Here is a 16,919-nt window from a genome sequence, read left to right as displayed (position 1 = left end):
ATGAGGGAAATAACGTGCCGTCCTTTCGAAAGAGCCTTTTTACCGCCTTTCTCCTTTCCGCGACCGTGCTTTCGCCGTTGGCTGCTTCCGCGGAAACCATCACCGGCGCGCTTTCAAAGGCCTACCAGTACAATTCGCAGCTGAACTCCGCCCGCGCTGGCGTGCGTGTCACCGACGAAGGCGTGGCCATCGCCAAGTCGGGCTGGCGCCCGACCATCAACGGGTCTGCGTCAATCGACTACTCGAGCAGCCACCTCAACGGCACGAACTCAAGCGCGCGTTTGACCACCGGCAATTTTGGCGTCCAGATCAATCAGACGCTGTTCGACGGATTTCAGACCAGGAACAACGTCGCCGCCGCCGAAGCACGGGTCAGCGCCTCAGTCGAGAGCCTGCGCAACACTGAAGAGAACATCCTGTTCAACGCGGCAAGCGCCTACATGGATGTGATTCGCGACCGGCAGGTGGCTGTGCTGACCGAACAGAACCTGCAGTTCCTGACCGAGCAGGCGCGCGCGGCGCGCTCGCGCTTCGAAGTCGGCGAAGGCACGCGCACTGACGTCGCCCAGGCTGACGCCTCGCGTTCGGCCGCGGTGGCGCAGCTGAGCGCGGCCCGTGCCCAGGCGCTGGCCAGTGCGGCGACCTACCACCAGATCGTTGGCGACGAGCCGGGCAAGCTGAAGGGCGCTTCACCACTGGCGAAGCTTTTGCCGCGGAGCCTCGATGCGGCGATCTCGATCGCGGCGGCCGAGCATCCGGCCATCCTCTCCACCCAGCATCTGGTCGACGCGGCGGCGTTTTCGGTGAAGTCGCAGGAGGGCGCCCTGCTGCCGCAGCTTTCCGCCAATGCCGGCGTTTCCAGCGCTTATCGCAATACCGTTCCCGGCGCCCTGAGCACGTCGGATGGCACGACCAATTCGGCAAGCATCGGGGCGACGCTGACCATACCGATCTATTCGGGTGGCCGCACCGAGGCCTTGGTTCGCCAGTCGAAGGAATCGCTTGGCCAGGCCCGGATCGAAGTCGATGTCAGCCGCGACCAGGTGCGTCAGGCAGTGACCTCGGCATGGACGCAATACACCGCCGCGCAAGAGAGCGTCGCGGCCAACCGGCAGGTCATCGCCGCCGCGCAGCTGGCTTTGAACGGCGTCATCGAAGAGCGCAATGTCGGCCAGCGCACCACGCTCGACGTGTTGAACGCCCAGAACGACGTCATCAGCGCCAAGATCAACCTTGCAACGTCCGAGCGCGATGTGGTGGTGGCGAGCTATGCCATCCTTTCGGCCATGGGTCGTCTGTCAATCGATCGTCTCGCTTTGCAGGTGACGAAATACAAGCCTGAAGAGCACTACAAGGCGGTCAAGGACAAGTGGACCGGCCTGCGCACGCCGGACGGTCGCTGACTCCAAGCCTGTTCAAATCCCGCCTCGGATTCAAAGTGTTAGAGCGCTGCGCGTCGTGAAGACGCCGGCGCTCTAATCTGTTGAAATCCAACATCTCCCCAGATTGGGGATTCTCGGATGACGCTCTGTCGGTTACGCTGTCACCATGATTCGTGCCCGGCTTTGCCGGACAGGAAATCTGCAACGAGTCACAAGGGCGGCGGATGTGACGATGGCGACGGCAAGCAGCGCACAGCGCGAACCTTCCATGGAAGAGATACTGGCTTCCATCAGGCGGATCATCGAAGACAGCGACAGCGGCCGCAAGCAGCCGGGTGAAGCAGAGGAATTGCGCCAGGATCTCGAGCCGGCGCCGCCGGTCGGGCCGGCATCGGATGTGGATACATTCCGCAGCGAGCTGCATGCCGAAACCGGCACCAGGAAGCCGGTTACGCTGGCGGAGGTGCAGGCGCAACTGGGCGAGCCGGTGATCGCGCGCATGGAAACACCGGTGCGCTTCGACCTTGCCCCGGTGAAGCCGCCGGTGACGCCGGTACCCAACACTCCCGCTGCAGCGACCGTTGCCCCCACGACCCTGGCCGAGGTGAGCGCCAGGATCGCCGCCGAGTCCGCCCCGGCAGCAGGCGCAGAGGCGCGCGTGACAGCAAGGGTTGCGGAGACGAGCGACAGCATCGTCACCGACTGGCGGCGCGAGATCGCCGCCGTGGGCGAGCAAAGAACTGCAGTGGTGGCCGGGCCGGACAAGGTCGAGACGCGGCAGATGCCCGATGCCGAGCCGGAGGTCGAGTTTTTTGCGGAAGACCTGGTAGATGAGCCCGCTTTCGAGCCTACATCTTCGCACAGCGAGCCAACGCCTTCGCGCAGCGAGCCGACGCATTCGCGCAGCGAACCGACGCAGTCGCGCAGCGAGCCGACGCAGTCGCGCAGCGAGCCGACGCTTGCGCGCGGCGAGTTGGCGCGCCAGGCCGGCGGCGACGCACCTTCCGCCCGTGCGGCAATCCTTTCGGAGCGCGCTGGCCGGCAGGTTGCCGCGGCCTTTGGCGAGCTTTCCGATGCGTTTGCCAGCCGCAGCAAGAAAACCTTCGACGAGATGGCCGAAGAGATGCTGAGGCCGATGCTGCAGGATTGGCTGGACAACAATCTGCCGACGCTGGTCGAGCGGCTGGTGCGCGAAGAAATCGAGCGCGTGGCGCGCGGCGTGCAGTAACACGCACGCCGGTCACGGATGAAACGCCGCCCTAGGGCGGCGTTTTTCGTTTGTCGGGCGGGCAGCTTGTGCTGGCTTCAAGGCAGGCGCCGGACGCCGAGGGCGAAGTTTTGCGCCGAGTGTGGACACGGCCTTCCGTTGAAATGACCAGGACCGCGCCTATTTGCCTGTGATGAACCAGGACGGCCCTTGCGGTTGACTTGGCCAAAACCTTCCGATTTACACCGAACCCAACAAACTCCCGACAGTGCGGACCATTTCCCATGCTCGAAAAAACCTACGACGCCAAAACCGTCGAGCCCAAGATCGCCAAAATCTGGGAAGAAGCCGACGCGTTTCGTGCCGGTGCCGGCGCCGAGGAGGGGGCTGAAGCCTTCACCATCGTCATCCCGCCGCCGAACGTCACCGGGTCGCTGCATATGGGGCACGCGCTCAACAACACTCTGCAAGACATATTGGTGCGCTTCGAGCGCATGCGCGGCAAGAACGTGCTGTGGCAGCCCGGCATGGACCATGCCGGCATCGCCACACAGATGGTGGTCGAACGCCAGTTGATGGAAAAGCAGATCCATCGCCGCGATCTGACGCGCGAAGAGTTCATCGACAAGGTGTGGGAGTGGAAGGCCGAATCCGGCGGCGCCATCTTCAACCAGCTGAAGCGGCTCGGCGCCTCGGCCGACTGGTCGCGCGAACGTTTCACCATGGACGAGGGCCTGTCCAAGGCGGTGCTCGAAGTGTTCGTGACGCTCTACAAGGAAGGGCTGATCTACAAGGACAAGCGCCTTGTGAACTGGGACCCGAAGCTGCTGACGGCGATCTCCGATCTCGAGGTCGAGCAGCAGGAGGTCAACGGCAATCTCTGGCACTTCCGCTATCCGATCGAGGGCGAGGTCTTCGACCCGGAAAACCCGAAGACGTTCATCACCGTGGCGACGACGCGGCCCGAGACGATGCTGGGCGATACGGCAGTCGCCGTGCACCCGGATGACGAGCGCTTCCGGCGTCTGGTCGGCAAGAACATTGTGCTGCCGATCGTTGGCCGCAAGATCCCAGTGGTGGCGGATGAGTATTCCGATCCGGAAAAAGGCTCGGGTGCGGTCAAGATCACGCCGGCGCACGACTTCAACGACTTCGAGGTCGGCAAGCGCCACAAGCTGCCGGCGATCAACATTCTGACCATCGAAGCGGCGGTGACGCTCAGGGACAATGAAGATTTTCTCGCCGGCCTCGAGGTGACGCCGGAGCGCCAGGCGATCTGGGACGAGCTCAACGGGCTCGACCGTTTCGTCGCGCGCAAGAAGGTCATCGAGCTGATGGAAGCCGGCGGCTTCCTGGAAAAGGTCGAGCCGCATCGCCATGCTGTGCCGCACGGCGATCGTGGCGGCGTGCCGATCGAGCCGTTCCTGACCGAGCAATGGTATGCCAACGCGGCGGAACTGGCCAAGCCGGCGATCGCCTCGGTGCGCGAGGGGCGTACCAACTTCGTGCCGAAGAATTGGGAAAAGACCTATTTCGACTGGATGGAGAACATCCAGCCCTGGTGCATCTCGCGCCAGCTGTGGTGGGGTCACCAGATCCCGGCCTGGTACGGCCCCGACGGGCGCGTCTTTGTCGAGAAGACCGAGGAAGAGGCGCTGGGCGCCGCGGTCGAATACTATCTGGCCCTGGAAGGGCCGTGGAAAGCCTGGGTCGAGGACAAGCTTGAGAATTTCAAGCCGGGCGAGATCCTGACCCGCGATGAGGACGTGCTCGACACCTGGTTTTCTTCGGCGCTGTGGCCGTTCTCCACGCTGGGCTGGCCCGACCAGACGCCGGAGCTGAAGACCTATTACCAGACCGACGTGCTGGTGACTGGCTTCGACATCATCTTCTTCTGGGTCGCCCGCATGATGATGATGGGCCTGCATTTCATGGATGAGGAGCCGTTCCACACCGTCTATGTCCATGCGCTGGTGCGCGACAAGAACGGGCAGAAGATGTCGAAGTCGAAAGGCAACGTCATCGATCCACTCGACCTCATCGACGAATACGGTGCCGACGCGTTGCGCTTCACGCTGACGGTTATGGCGGCGCAAGGGCGTGACGTGAAGCTCGATCCGGCGCGCATCGCCGGCTATCGCAACTTTGGCACCAAGCTGTGGAACGCGACGCGCTTTGCCGAGATGAACGAAGTCTCGCGCAACGACGACTTCTGGCTGAACGACGCCAAGCTGGCGGTCAACCGCTGGATCCTGACCGAGCTGACACGGGCCGCGCGGGAAATAACCGACGGCATCACCTCATACCGTTTCAACGAGGCGGCGGGTGCTGCCTACCGCTTCGTCTGGAACCTGTTTTGCGACTGGTACCTGGAACTGTTGAAGCCGGTGTTCATGGGCACGGACGAGGCCGCCAAGGCCGAGAGCCGGGCCTGCGTCGCCTTCGTGCTCGACGAGATCTACAAGCTCTTGCATCCGATGATGCCGTTCATGACCGAGGAACTTTGGGCGCAGACCGCCGGCGAGGGCAAGGAGCGCCCGTCGCTGCTGTGCCACGCCAGGTGGCCATCGCCTGATTTCGAGGATGCGGAAGCGGCCGCCGACATCAACTGGTTGGTCGACCTCGTCACCGGCATCCGCTCGGTGCGCTCGGAAATGAATGTGCCGCCAGCGGCGATCGCGCCGCTGATGGTGATCGGCGCCAACAAGGTGACGCACGAGCGGCTCGAACGCCAGGCATCGGCGATCAAGCGGCTGGCGCGGGTCGGCGACATTTCGCTGGTCGACGCGGCGCCCAAGGGCTCCGCCCAGATCGTGCTCAACGAGGCGACCATTTGCCTGCCGCTCGGCAGTCTGATCGACGTCACTGCCGAGGCAGCGCGGCTGCAGAAGGAACTGGCGAAGGTGACCGAGGAAATCGCACGCCTGCACAAGAAGCTGTCCAACGAGAAGTTCGTCGCCAGCGCGCCGGCCGAGATCGTGGACGCCGAGCGTGAGAAACTCGCCGAATACAGCGACGCTCAGGAGAAGCTTTCGGTGGCGCTGACCCGGGTGCGTGAGGCCGGTTGAGCGGTCAAGATTCGCGTGTCTTGCGCGCCGCTTCGGAACAGTCCTTTTGCTGCAAAAACAGGCATTCCGTCGCGTAAATGTTGACGTAAACGGAAAGTTTGAGCCCCATTGTTGCCATAATGTAACAATGGGGCTCAATACCCGCAAAACGCCGTGTTTTTGGGCCGTTTTGGGTAAGTTCCGCTGATTTTGTCGGTCAATTTGTGCCCAAAAGCGGGTCTTTCGGCCTTGTGGCGAGCGACGACACTTTATCGAAAATGCGTTCGGATCAACTGTACGTGTACGCCTTTTGAATTCGTTGTTGCGCCATTAACCCGAATTGGTTCTAGCTTGATCCACGTGAATTCGGGGAGGACAATCATGAACAATTCGCGACTGAAAGCGCTGCTCGGGGCGGGGTGCTTTTCGCTGGCTTTGATCGGGACGGCGCATGCTGGCGGCTTCTCGCGCGGCAGTGCCGACACCGACATCATTTTTGAAGACGGCAACTTCAATATGCGGGCGGGTGTAACCTACGTCTCGCCGCACCGGGAATTCACCAAGAACCCGAATCCGGCCCTCGTCGGAACCGAGTACACCGACGACTACGTTATTCCGTCGGCTGCAATAAAGTTCAACCTGACCGACAATTTCCGCTGCGCCGGGACTATGGTTGACAACAATGGTGGGTCGGCGACGTACGACTTTCCGAAAGTAAGCGGAAAGCTGTCAGAAGATTTCACGACCAACGAGAAAGCGCTTACCTGCGCGGTCAAATTCAATGCCGGCCCCGGAAGCATCTGGCTGCTCGGTGGCGGTTTCATGGAGGATTTTGACTACACCCGCGTCAATTTCACGCCGGTTGGTCTTGCTCATTTGCAGTTGGAGGGGCAGGAGTTTGGCTATCGTGTTGGTGCGGCCTATACGATTCCCGACATCGCGTTCCGCGCCCAGTTGATGTACCGTTCCGGCACCTCATATGGTGCGACCGGCACGCTGACGGTGCCGGCTGCGATCTTGGCACAGGTTGGACCTCCTATCGCGCTGCCGGCCGTCGGAACCGGCAATTTGCCGCAAAGCGTCGAGTTCAAGCTTCAGTCGGGCATAGCGCCGGGCTGGTTGGCGTTCGGCTCGGTCAAATGGATGGACTGGAGCGTGCAGAAGCAGCTTCTGGTAACCACAAATACTCCGATAGGTAGCCAGGACATCTACAACTGGAAGGACGGCTGGACTGTGACCGGCGGCGTTGGCCATAAGTTCAACGACCGGGTTTCCGGGCTTGTGAGCCTGACCTGGGATCAAGGCGTGGGGACGGGCTGGGATTTGTCGAGCGACACCTACACGCTCGGTATTGGCGCCTCCGTCAAGGACAACTTCGGCGGTGAGCTTCGTGGCGGCCTCGGCTTCAGCTATCTGACCTCGGCAACCGAGACTCAATACGCAGAGGTTCCGGGTAAATCCGGCAACCAGGCGGTCAAGGCTGGCTACGCTGTTGCGCTCAACCTTGGTTATGCCATCAAGTGGTAAGCTCTTCCACAAGCTGAACAAAAGGCCGGGCATTGCCCGGCCTTTTTCTTGTCTGGCGTTTCCAGTTGCCTTCAGGGTGGCGGCACCCACTCCGTTGATCTTGACGTAAACGGAAGTTTTTGCCCCGTTGTTGCCGTAATGTGACAGTGACGCCGATTGTCTTGCAAAAGCATCATTTTGGGCCCTTTCAGGCAGTTTTTGCTGATTTTTTTGCCGTTCGATTGCACTCAGGCGGGCGTTTTTTGGCGCGAGGGCGTCGCCAGCACTTCTGTCGAAAATGCACGGCCAACGTGTACATGTACGCCCCCGCAAATTCGTTGTTGCGCCATTTCGTCGAATTGGTTCTAGCTTGGTGCATTGGTATTTCGGGGGAAAGAATCCATGCGCAATTTGCGACTGAAGGCACTGCTGGGGCCGGCGTGCTTTTCGTTGGCTTTGATAGGAACAGCGATGAACGCGGCGCACGCTGGCGGCATCGAGCGGGGCGGCTACGACATCGACCTGCTGTTCGATCCGGCTCCGTTCGCCACGGACGCCGAGGCGACCTATGTGATGCCGCAGCGCAAACTCAAGAACGCGGTAGACCCCAGCGGAACTCTGACGGGTATGAGCACGGCCCACGACAGCGAGAGCTACTGGGTGCCGCGCATCGGTTTCAAGGCGCAGGTCGTTCCGGGCGTCGACTGCATGGTCGACTATTCGCAGCCCTGGGGTGCGCACACCGCGCCTGGTATTTGGAACGGCTCATTTTCCAATATCGAAACAGACATCAAGAGCAACAACTACGCGGCGACCTGCTCCTACAAGATGGATGCGGGCAAGGGGCAGGTTCGTTTTATTGGCGGCGTATTCTACCAGGAAGTCTATGGCTTCAAGGAAAGCTATGTGGATCCACTCTTTGGAACCGCGATCGGCCGTGTCGATCTGAATGGCAATGGCTGGGGCTGGCGTGCCGGACTCGCGTACGAAATTCCCGAGATCGCCTTGCGAGCAAGCCTTGTTTACAATTCGCAAGTCAAGCTCGACAACATTTCGGGCAGCCTCGACCTGTCAAGTATTGGTATGGGTAGCATTCCAGTCTACGGCGCCGCCTCAATGCCCGATTCCGTCGAATTGAAGCTGCAGTCGGGTATTGCGCCCGATTGGCTTGCTTTCGGCTCGATAAAATGGGTGAACTGGAGCATTTTGCAGAGTATTCCGATCTGCACTGAGGCGTCCAAAGGTCTTGCCCAGTGTACGTCAGTTTCGCCCGGGCTGCTTTCCGGCACTCCGGTCAGGGCGACTTCGCTCGACTTGATGTATCGTGATGGTTGGACGGTCACCACCGGCATTGGCCACAAGTTCAACGACCAGTGGAGTGGTGCTGCCCAGATTTCCTGGGATCGCGGTACCTCGCACGGCTATGGTTCGCAGAGCGATACCTGGACGCTGGGTGGCGGCGTTGCCTACACGCCGACCCCGAATGTGGAAATTCGCCTGGCCGGCGCGATCGGCGTCCTGACCAGCGGCCATTCGGGCACGTTGACCGATGAGAACGGCTATGTGGCCGGCACCGACGTCAGCTACGACTTCGGCAACGATCTGGTGACGGCCATTTCAGGCGGCGTCAAGATCAAGTTCTAAGTCTCTGAAAATTATAGTAAAAGGTCGGGTATTGCCCGGCCTTCTTCGTTTGCAGAGGCAGCGTCGTGCCAAGCCCCGGCGCGCCTGCGCTGCAAATCCGCGGCACAACCTTGGCCCCTCGCGATTGTGACGTTTTGGCAACAGTTTCTGGACAACCCTCGCGCCGCAAAGTGACTCTGGGGAATTGCCTATTTCCCGCCATAAACCCGGCGCACCTCGAATTTGTCTCGGGACACGCGCCAGAAGGCTCGGCGATGGGACAGGCCGCACCGCCCGCGGCAAGGAAGAGTATGGACGCCAGAGTCATCTCCAAGGCCAAGCTGCCTAGCCGCCATGTGACCGTTGGTCCGGCGCGTGCGCCGCACCGTTCCTATCTCTATGCGATGGGGCTGTCGGCGGCAGAGATCGCGCAGCCTTTGGTTGGCGTCGCCAGCTGCTGGAACGAAGCAGCACCTTGCAACATTTCGCTGATGCGCCAGGCGCAGGTGGTCAAGAAGGGCGTGGCCGCCGCCAACGGCACGCCGCGCGAATTCTGTACCATCACCGTCACCGACGGCATCGCCATGGGCCATCAGGGCATGAAGTCGTCGCTGGTGTCGCGCGATGTCATCGCCGATTCCGTCGAGCTCACCATGCGCGGCCATTGCTACGATGCGCTGGTCGGCCTCGCCGGCTGCGACAAGTCGCTGCCCGGCATGATGATGGCCATGGTGCGGCTCAACGTGCCGTCGATCTTCATCTATGGCGGTTCGATCCTGCCCGGCAGCTATCGCGGCCGGCAGATCACCGTGCAGGACGTGTTCGAGGCGGTCGGCCAGCATTCAGTCGGCACGATCAGCGACGCTGAACTGCTCGAGATCGAACAGGTCGCCTGTCCGTCGGCCGGCTCCTGCGGCGCCCAGTTCACCGCCAACACCATGGCCACCGTCGCCGAGGCGATCGGCTTGGCGCTGCCCTATTCCTGCGGCGCGCCGGCGCCTTACGAGATGCGCGACCGTTTCAATTTCGCCTCGGGCGAAAAAATCATGGAATTGATCGCCAAGAACATCCGGCCGCGCGACATCGTCACGCTGAAGGCGCTGGAGAATGCCGCGACCGTGGTTTCGGCGACCGGCGGCTCGACCAACGCGGCGCTGCATCTGCCGGCCATCGCGCATGAGGCGGGGATAAAGTTCGACCTCTTCGACGTCGCGGCGATTTTCGAGAAGACGCCCTACATCGCCGATCTCAAGCCGGGCGGCAAATATGTCGCCAAGGACATGTTCGAGGCCGGCGGCATTCCGCTGTTGATGAAAACCTTGCTCGACCACGGCTATCTTCATGGCGATTGCCTGACGGTGACCGGCCGCACTTTGGCCGAAAATATGGAACACGTTGCCTGGAATGAGCATCAGGATGTGGTCCGTCCCGCCAACCGACCAATCACCCAAACCGGCGGTGTTGTGGGCTTGAAGGGAAACCTTGCCCCCGAAGGCGCGATCGTGAAGGTCGCCGGCATGTCGGAGCTGAAATTCTCAGGCCCGGCGCGCTGTTTCGATTCGGAAGAGGAATGTTTTGAAGCGGTTACGCACCGCAACTACAGGGAAGGCGAGGTTCTCGTCATCCGCTACGAAGGTCCGCGTGGCGGCCCGGGCATGCGGGAAATGCTGTCGACGACGGCGGCTCTCTACGGCCAGGGCATGGGCGGCAAGGTGGCCCTCATCACCGACGGTCGCTTTTCCGGTGCGACGCGCGGTTTCTGCATCGGCCATGTCGGGCCGGAGGCAGCTGTTGGCGGCCCGATCGGGCTGCTGAAGGACGGCGACGTGATCTCGATCGATGCGGTGAACGGCACGATCGAGGTGGCGCTGTCCGACACCGAACTGGCGGCGAGGGCGAAGGAATGGAAGGCGCGCACGACAGACTATCAGTCGGGCGCGATATGGAAATATGCACAGACGGTAGGGCCTGCCCGCGATGGCGCGGTCACCCATCCGGGTGGTGCGAAAGAAACACATTGTTATGCGGATATCTGAGGTGTTGAGGTCGTCTGTCTTTTCGGCACTGGTCGCGGTTGCGACCTTGGGCGCCCTGGGCCAGGCCATGGCCTTCGACGACAAGGTGTTCGACGACAAGACCGGCGTGAAGCCGCAGTCCAGCCCCTGGGCGGTGTTCCAGTTCGGCTTCTCCGCCTACAAGAGCGGCCACAAGGAACAGGCGGCCGAAGCCTACAAATACGCCGCCGAGAACGGCCAGATCGGCGCCACCTGGAAGCTCGCGCGCATGTATGCCGAGGGCGACGGCGTGGCGCGCGACGATTATGAGGCCTTCAAGTTCTTCTCCGAAATCGTCGACCAGGATGTCGAACCCGGCTCGCCGGAGGAAAGCTATGTTTCCGACGCGCTGGTGGCGCTGGGCGACTATCTGAGGACGGGCATTCCCGGCAGCCCGGTCGAGGAAAACGAGGTCGCGGCGCAGGAATATTACATGCGCGCCGCCGCCAACTACCGCAATCCGAATGCCCAGTTCGAAATGGGCCAGATGTTCCTGAAGGGCGAGGGCGGCGTCAAGGCCAGCGTCAAGCAGGCCGGACGCTGGTTCCAGCTCGCCGCCGAAAAGGGCCATGCCGGCGCGCAGGCGACGCTCGGCAACCTGCTGTTCCAGAGCGGCAAGATCGTTCGCGGCCTTGCGATGATGACCGCGGCGCTCGAACGCGCCTCACCGGCCGATCAGCCATGGATCCGTGGCATGCAGGAAGAGGCGTTTGCCGCTGCCGGCGAAGCCGACCGCCGCACCGCGATTTCGCTGGCCGACGACATCCTCACCAAGGGCGGCGGCGACCAGTAGGCCGAACTGCCGATCTCCCCCCTCGTGGGGGAGATGCCCGGCAGGGCAGAGGGGGGCGCTGTCCCTCCGGGCCTGTCAGTCGATTGCACATTGCTGCTGGCGTAAAAGTCTCGGCGCTCCGCAGCTTGGACCAAAGGTAGCGATCCTTCACGCCCCCTCTGTCCTGCCGGACATCTCCCCCACAAGGGGGGAGATCAGCGCTCAATCAATCAGTTCGCGGTCGGCTCACTTGGTTCGGCCAAGGGCAGGGTTGGCGCCGGCGTCGAGATCGGCGTGCTTTGCAGGTGTGGCGCCAGGGTGTTTTCGGGACAACCATCCTGGATCTTTGTCCATGATGTGTTGTTGAGCACCATGTCGCAGCGGGCGAGGTGACTCTGACCGGCGATCGTCAGGCAGGCGACCTGGCCGAGCTGAAACGATTTCCCGTTGGCAAGGCATTCCTGCGCGGCAAAAGCCGGCGTCGCGGCAGCCATCGCCAGCGCGCAGCCTATCGGGCAGAAAGCAAATCGAATGGTCATGGGAACCCCGGCCGCCATGATAATCGCGCGATTAAACGCGCGATTTGTGGCGATATCAGGATTCAGGCGCCGGGTCGATCAAGCCGGCAGCAGCGCCAGGTCTATCGCCACCGGCACGTGGTCGGAGGGTTTTTCCCAGGCGCGCACATGCTTTTCGATCGAGGCCGAGGAAAAGCGGTTGGCGGCTTCCGGCGACAAAAGCAGATGATCGATGCGGATGCCGTTGTCCTTCTGCCAGGCGCCGGCCTGATAGTCCCAGAAAGTATAGACACCGGCGGCTTCGGTGACGGAGCGCACCGCTTCGGTGAAGCCGAGATTCTTCAGCCGGCGAAACGCTTGCCGCGTCTGCGGCTGGAAGAGCGCATCGCCCAGCCAGTTCTCCGGGAATTTTGCGTCGATCGGCTCGGGGATGACATTGTAGTCGCCGGCCAGCACCAGCGCCTCTTCCAGCAAGAGCCGTTGCTCGGCCCAGCGCTCGAGCCGCGCCATCCACGACAGTTTGTAGGGAAACTTCTTCTCGTCATCGATCGGGTTGCCGTTGGGCAGATAGAGCGAGACGACACGCAATGCACCCTTGTCTGTCGAGAACACGCCCTCGATGAAACGCGCCTGCTCGTCGGTGTCGTCGCCCGGCAGGCCTCTGTTGACCTCGTCGAAGCGTAATTTCGACAGGATGGCGACGCCATTGAAGCCCTTCTGGCCATGGGTTTCGACGTTGTAACCTAGCGCCTCGATCTCGGCGCGCGGGAACTGCTCGTCGACCGTCTTGATCTCCTGCAGGCAGACGATGTCAGGGGCGCTTTCGCTCAGCCAATGGGTGAGGTTGCCGATGCGGGCGCGCACGCCGTTGATGTTCCAGGTGACGATTTTCATGACGGCCTCAATGATCTTCCGGCGCGAGACGTTCGACGAGGCCGACCGTATTGCCTGCCGGGTCCTTTAGGAAGGCCATCCATTCGCTTTCCCCCGCTGGACCGAACTGGCCTTCGGTATCGTTGTGCACCAGCGTTGGCGGCGCGGTGAAGGGAACACCGTCGGCTTTCGCCGCGGCGTGGAAGGTTTTGAGGCCTTGTATGTCGAGATAGACGGTGCCGGCCGGCACACCGTCGGTGAAGAACAGACGCACGTCGCCGGCCATGATGAAGGCGATGCCCGGCGGATCGTAGCGGGCGTGAACGCCCAGGCCGAGCACGTCACGCCAGAACGCCAGCGTGACATCAAGATCGCGCCCGGCCGAGAGCGCGACCTGACGGACCGCGCCGATGGCAGGCATGGCTATACGGAGAAGCTGGTGCCGCAGCCGCAGGAGGCGACCGCATTCGGGTTCCTGATCTGGAACGACTGGCCCATCAGATCGTCGACGAAATCGATCACCGAGCCGCCCATATAGACCAGGGAGAGATCATCGATCAGCACGGTGGCGCCATCCTTCTCGATGGCGACGTCGTCGTCGTTGCGCGTGTCGACCAGGTCGAACTTGTAGGAAAAGCCCGAACAGCCGCCGCCTTCGACCGAGACGCGCAGAGCCGTCTTGCCGGCTTGCCCCGAAACGATTTTCGCGATCCGCCGGGCGGCAGCTTCGGTCATATCGACTTTCATGGCAGTCTTGGCATCAGCGCCCATGGGCGTCACCTTGCTTTCGGTTTCTCATGATAGGTATGAAGCGGGAAGGGGCAAGTCAACTGCGGCGGCATCGGCCATGACAAATGAGCTTGGCGACATCGGATTCGGCTATCGGCCGCGCGCGGCCTATGCCAGCGATCCGGCGCTCTCGCGCGGACGGCTGTTCGACGAGATGGAGAGCCCGACCCGTACGCCGTTCCAGCGCGATCGCGACCGCATCATCCATTCGACGGCATTCCGCCGGCTGAAGCACAAGACGCAAGTGTTCGTCGCGCATGAGGGCGACCATTATCGTACCCGGCTGACGCATTCGATCGAGGTGGCGCAGATTGCGCGTGCTCTTGCGCGGGCGCTGCGCGGCGACGAGGATCTGGCCGAGGCGGTCGCTTTGGTGCACGATTTCGGCCACACGCCCTTCGGCCATACCGGCGAGGAGGCGCTGAACGAGAAGATGGCGGCGTGGGGCGGTTTTGATCACAACGCGCAGTCGCTACGCGTGGTGACGCGGCTGGAACGCCGCTACGCGGAGTTCGACGGACTTAACCTGACCTGGGAGACGCTGGAAGGGCTGGTCAAGCACAACGGACCGCTGACCGACGCCAGCGGCAAGGGCCTGAAAGGCCCGGTGCCGCAGGCGATCCGCGACTATTCCGAGCTGCATGACCTCGAACTCTACCGTTTCGCCGGCATCGAGGCGCAGTGCGCGGCGATTGCCGACGATATCGCCTACAACACGCATGACATCGACGATGGCCTGCGCTCCGGCTTCCTGACGCTTGAGATGCTGGAAAAGGTGTCGCTGCCGGGGTCGATCCTCGCAGGCGTGCGCGCTCGCTATCCGGCGCTCGATGCCGTGCGCACCGGTCACGAACTGCTGCGCCGGCAGATCACCCTGATGGTCGAAGACGTCATTATCTCCACCACCGCCAATTTGGTGCGTATCAAGCCGGAAAGCGCCGATGCGGTACGGGCGGCTGGCGAGACGCTGGTGACTTTTTCCACGGAGATGGCGGCCGCCGAGAAGGAATTGAAAGCCTTTCTCTACAAGCATCTCTACCGGCACAGCGAGGTCATGCGGGTGCGCACCGACGCCGAGCAGATCGTCCGCGACCTGTTCGATGCCTATTTCGCCGATCCGCGCGCCATGCCCGATGGCTGGCGGGAGGGGCTCGACCGGGCCGAAGACCGCATCAAGGCGCGCAGCGTTGCCGATTTCCTCGCCGGCATGACCGACACCTACGCACTCAAGGAGCATAGGCGTTTGTTTGACCACACGCCCGATTTGAGCTAGGGCGGGCTCGATTTTGCCGGCCAACGAGCCGGATTCCCTTAAAAGCCGCCAGAGCCAGACCCCAGAGTCAGACATGAACATCTTCGCCGATTTCAACGCGCGAATCATAAAAGCCGTCGAAGCGCTTGATTTGAAAGACAGTGATGGCGTTTCGCCCGATCTGTCGCGCATCGCCGTAGAGCCGCCGCGCGACGCCAGCCATGGCGATCTGGCGACCAATGCGGCGATGGTGCTGGCCAAGCCGACCGGGCAGAATCCGCGCGCGCTGGCCGAAAAGCTGGCGCAGGCGCTGCGCACCGATGCCGATGTCGCCGCCGTGGACGTGGCCGGTCCGGGTTTCGTCAATCTCAGGCTCAAGGACGGGTTCTGGCAGGCGCATCTGACCGCGCTGCTCGGCGAGGGCCGCAACTACGGCCGCTCGACGGTCGGCGGCGGCAGGAAGGCCAATGTCGAATATGTCTCGGCCAACCCGACCGGCCCGATGCATGTCGGTCATTGCCGGGGTGCCGTGGTCGGTGATGCGCTCGCCAACCTGATGGCCTTCGCCGGCTACGACGTGACCAAGGAATATGTCATCAACGATGCCGGCTCGCAGATCGATGTGCTCGGGCGTTCGGCCTTGCTGCGGTATCGCGAGGCTCTGGGCGAGGACATCGGCGAGATACCGGCCGGGCTTTATCCGGGCGACTATCTGGTCCCGGTCGGCCAGGCGCTGGTCAAGGAGTTCGGCCGCAAGCTGCTGCAGATGCCAGATGACGAGGCGCTGGCCATCGTCAAGGACCGGACCATAGACGCGATGATGGTGATGATCCGTGCGGATCTGGCGCTGCTCAACGTGCATCACGACGTGTTCTTCTCGGAACGCACGCTGCATGCCGACAATGCCAAGAAGATCCGCTCGGCGATCAACGATCTGACGCTGAAAGGCCATATCTACAAGGGCAAGCTGCCGCCGCCCAAGGGCGAGAAGCCGGAAGACTGGGAAGATCGTGAGCAGACGCTGTTCCGTTCGACCGCGGTTGGCGACGACATGGACCGGGCGCTGGTCAAGTCGGACGGCACCTTCACTTACTTCGCCGCCGACGTCGCCTACCTCAAGGACAAGGTCGATCGCGGCTTCGTCGATCTGATCTATGTGCTCGGTGCTGATCATGGCGGCTACGTCAAGCGGCTGGAAGCGTTGGCGCGCGCGGTTGCCGGCGACGAGGTCAAGCTCACCGTCCTGCTGTGCAATCTGGTCAAGCTTTTTCGTGATGGCGAGCCGGTGCGCATGTCGAAGCGGTCTGGCGAATTCGTGACGCTGCGCGAAGTGGTGGAGGAGGTCGGCCGCGATCCGATCCGCTTCATGATGCTCTACCGCAAGAGCGACGCTCCGCTCGATTTCGACTTCGCCAAGGTGACCGAGCAGTCGAAGGACAATCCGGTGTTCTACGTGCAGTACGCGTCGGCGCGCTGCCACTCGGTGTTCCGGCAGGCGAGCGAGCAGCTGGGCGAGGCCAATTTCGACCGCAACAGGCTTGCGGCCGGGGTGGCGGCTTTGACCGATGAGGGCGAGATCGGGCTGATCCGGAAGCTGGCGGAATATCCGCGGCTGGTTGAATCGGCGGCCCTTGCGCTGGAGCCACATCGGCTGGCATTCTACCTCTACGATCTTGCTTCCAGCTTCCACGGACACTGGAACCGGGGCACTGATAACCCCGACTTACGTTTTGTTAAGGTTAACGACCGACAATTGACGCATGCCAGACTAGGGCTGGTGCAGGCTGTTTCGGACGTCTTGACGTCCGGCCTGACGTTGATCGGAGCTGATGCGCCCACCGAAATGCGTTAGGTTTGACTAAATAACCTGTCACCTTTTGCCCACATTGCGCTGGT

13 protein-coding genes are annotated in these 16,919 nt (G+C 62.1%); 9 read left to right on the top strand and 4 right to left on the bottom strand.

The window, feature by feature from the left end; genetic code table 11:
- Window positions 1-14: 14 nt before the first annotated feature.
- The 7 genes from AC1DVW_RS17350 to AC1DVW_RS17320 all read left to right on the top strand — a co-directional run bounded on the left by AC1DVW_RS17350 (window position 15) and on the right by AC1DVW_RS17320 (window position 11,612).
- On the top strand, window positions 15-1,403 hold the full coding sequence (locus AC1DVW_RS17350; RefSeq protein WP_477324600.1) for a TolC family outer membrane protein: 1,389 nt from the start codon (window positions 15-17) through the stop codon (window positions 1,401-1,403).
- Window positions 1,404-1,614: 211 nt separating this feature from the next.
- Entirely contained in the window at window positions 1,615-2,610 is a 996-nt protein-coding gene (locus tag AC1DVW_RS17345) for a PopZ family protein (protein ID WP_477324598.1), read from the top strand.
- A gap of 263 nt (window positions 2,611-2,873) precedes the next feature.
- Complete coding sequence (locus AC1DVW_RS17340; RefSeq protein WP_477324596.1) at window positions 2,874-5,657, top strand: valine--tRNA ligase; 2,784 nt, start codon at window positions 2,874-2,876, stop codon at window positions 5,655-5,657.
- 360 nt (window positions 5,658-6,017) lie between these two features.
- Window positions 6,018-7,163, top strand: coding sequence for an OmpP1/FadL family transporter (locus tag AC1DVW_RS17335; RefSeq protein ID WP_477324594.1), 1,146 nt, complete (start codon window positions 6,018-6,020; stop codon window positions 7,161-7,163).
- 381 nt (window positions 7,164-7,544) lie between these two features.
- On the top strand, window positions 7,545-8,786 hold the full coding sequence (locus tag AC1DVW_RS17330; RefSeq protein WP_477324592.1) for an outer membrane protein transport protein: 1,242 nt from the start codon (window positions 7,545-7,547) through the stop codon (window positions 8,784-8,786).
- 290 nt (window positions 8,787-9,076) lie between these two features.
- Entirely contained in the window at window positions 9,077-10,801 is a 1,725-nt protein-coding gene (gene ilvD, locus AC1DVW_RS17325) for a dihydroxy-acid dehydratase (RefSeq protein WP_477324590.1), read from the top strand.
- Entirely contained in the window at window positions 10,788-11,612 is an 825-nt protein-coding gene (locus tag AC1DVW_RS17320) for a tetratricopeptide repeat protein (protein WP_477324588.1), read from the top strand. The genes ilvD and AC1DVW_RS17320 overlap by 14 nt, the downstream gene beginning before the upstream one ends.
- Window positions 11,613-11,821: 209 nt before the next feature.
- Here AC1DVW_RS17320 and AC1DVW_RS17315 read toward each other — a convergent pair whose 3' ends face one another.
- From AC1DVW_RS17315 to erpA, 4 genes are read right to left on the bottom strand one after another with little or no spacing between them, the layout of a single operon-like run.
- Window positions 11,822-12,148, bottom strand: coding sequence for a hypothetical protein (locus AC1DVW_RS17315; protein WP_477324586.1), 327 nt, complete (start codon window positions 12,146-12,148; stop codon window positions 11,822-11,824).
- 60 nt (window positions 12,149-12,208) lie between these two features.
- Entirely contained in the window at window positions 12,209-13,003 is a 795-nt protein-coding gene (gene xth, locus AC1DVW_RS17310) for an exodeoxyribonuclease III (protein ID WP_477324584.1), read from the bottom strand.
- A 7-nt stretch (window positions 13,004-13,010) separates the two neighbouring features.
- A complete protein-coding gene (locus AC1DVW_RS17305) occupies window positions 13,011-13,403 on the bottom strand; it encodes a VOC family protein (RefSeq protein WP_477324582.1) in 393 nt (130 codons plus the stop codon).
- A 2-nt stretch (window positions 13,404-13,405) separates the two neighbouring features.
- On the bottom strand, window positions 13,406-13,753 hold the full coding sequence (erpA, locus tag AC1DVW_RS17300; RefSeq protein ID WP_477324580.1) for an iron-sulfur cluster insertion protein ErpA: 348 nt from the start codon (window positions 13,751-13,753) through the stop codon (window positions 13,406-13,408).
- 76 nt (window positions 13,754-13,829) lie between these two features.
- On the opposite strand from erpA, the gene AC1DVW_RS17295 reads away from it, so the two are divergent.
- Together AC1DVW_RS17295 and argS are read left to right on the top strand one after the other, a co-directional pair.
- Window positions 13,830-15,044 (top strand): deoxyguanosinetriphosphate triphosphohydrolase, encoded by a 1,215-nt coding sequence (locus AC1DVW_RS17295; RefSeq protein ID WP_477324578.1) that lies wholly within the window; start codon window positions 13,830-13,832, stop codon window positions 15,042-15,044.
- Between the two features lie 73 nt (window positions 15,045-15,117).
- Entirely contained in the window at window positions 15,118-16,875 is a 1,758-nt protein-coding gene (gene argS / locus AC1DVW_RS17290) for an arginine--tRNA ligase (protein ID WP_477247577.1), read from the top strand.
- Window positions 16,876-16,919: the final 44 nt, after the last annotated feature.

This window comes from Mesorhizobium sp. P3_B5 (genome assembly GCF_056402815.1).
Note: the sequence above shows the minus strand (reverse complement) of the source record. Positions and strands in the feature narration are given on the sequence as shown.

Coding starts and splice junctions, on each gene's coding strand:
- AC1DVW_RS17320 (WP_477324588.1), top strand. CDS start 10,788: ATGCGGATATCTGAGGTGTTGAGGTCGTCTGTCTTTTCGGCACTGGTC.
- ilvD (WP_477324590.1), top strand. CDS start 9,077: ATGGACGCCAGAGTCATCTCCAAGGCCAAGCTGCCTAGCCGCCATGTG.
- argS (WP_477247577.1), top strand. CDS start 15,118: ATGAACATCTTCGCCGATTTCAACGCGCGAATCATAAAAGCCGTCGAA.
- AC1DVW_RS17330 (WP_477324592.1), top strand. CDS start 7,545: ATGCGCAATTTGCGACTGAAGGCACTGCTGGGGCCGGCGTGCTTTTCG.
- xth (WP_477324584.1), bottom strand. CDS start 13,003: ATGAAAATCGTCACCTGGAACATCAACGGCGTGCGCGCCCGCATCGGC.
- AC1DVW_RS17295 (WP_477324578.1), top strand. CDS start 13,830: ATGACAAATGAGCTTGGCGACATCGGATTCGGCTATCGGCCGCGCGCG.
- AC1DVW_RS17335 (WP_477324594.1), top strand. CDS start 6,018: ATGAACAATTCGCGACTGAAAGCGCTGCTCGGGGCGGGGTGCTTTTCG.
- AC1DVW_RS17315 (WP_477324586.1), bottom strand. CDS start 12,148: ATGGCGGCCGGGGTTCCCATGACCATTCGATTTGCTTTCTGCCCGATA.
- AC1DVW_RS17345 (WP_477324598.1), top strand. CDS start 1,615: ATGGCGACGGCAAGCAGCGCACAGCGCGAACCTTCCATGGAAGAGATA.
- AC1DVW_RS17305 (WP_477324582.1), bottom strand. CDS start 13,403: ATGCCTGCCATCGGCGCGGTCCGTCAGGTCGCGCTCTCGGCCGGGCGC.
- AC1DVW_RS17340 (WP_477324596.1), top strand. CDS start 2,874: ATGCTCGAAAAAACCTACGACGCCAAAACCGTCGAGCCCAAGATCGCC.
- erpA (WP_477324580.1), bottom strand. CDS start 13,753: ATGGGCGCTGATGCCAAGACTGCCATGAAAGTCGATATGACCGAAGCT.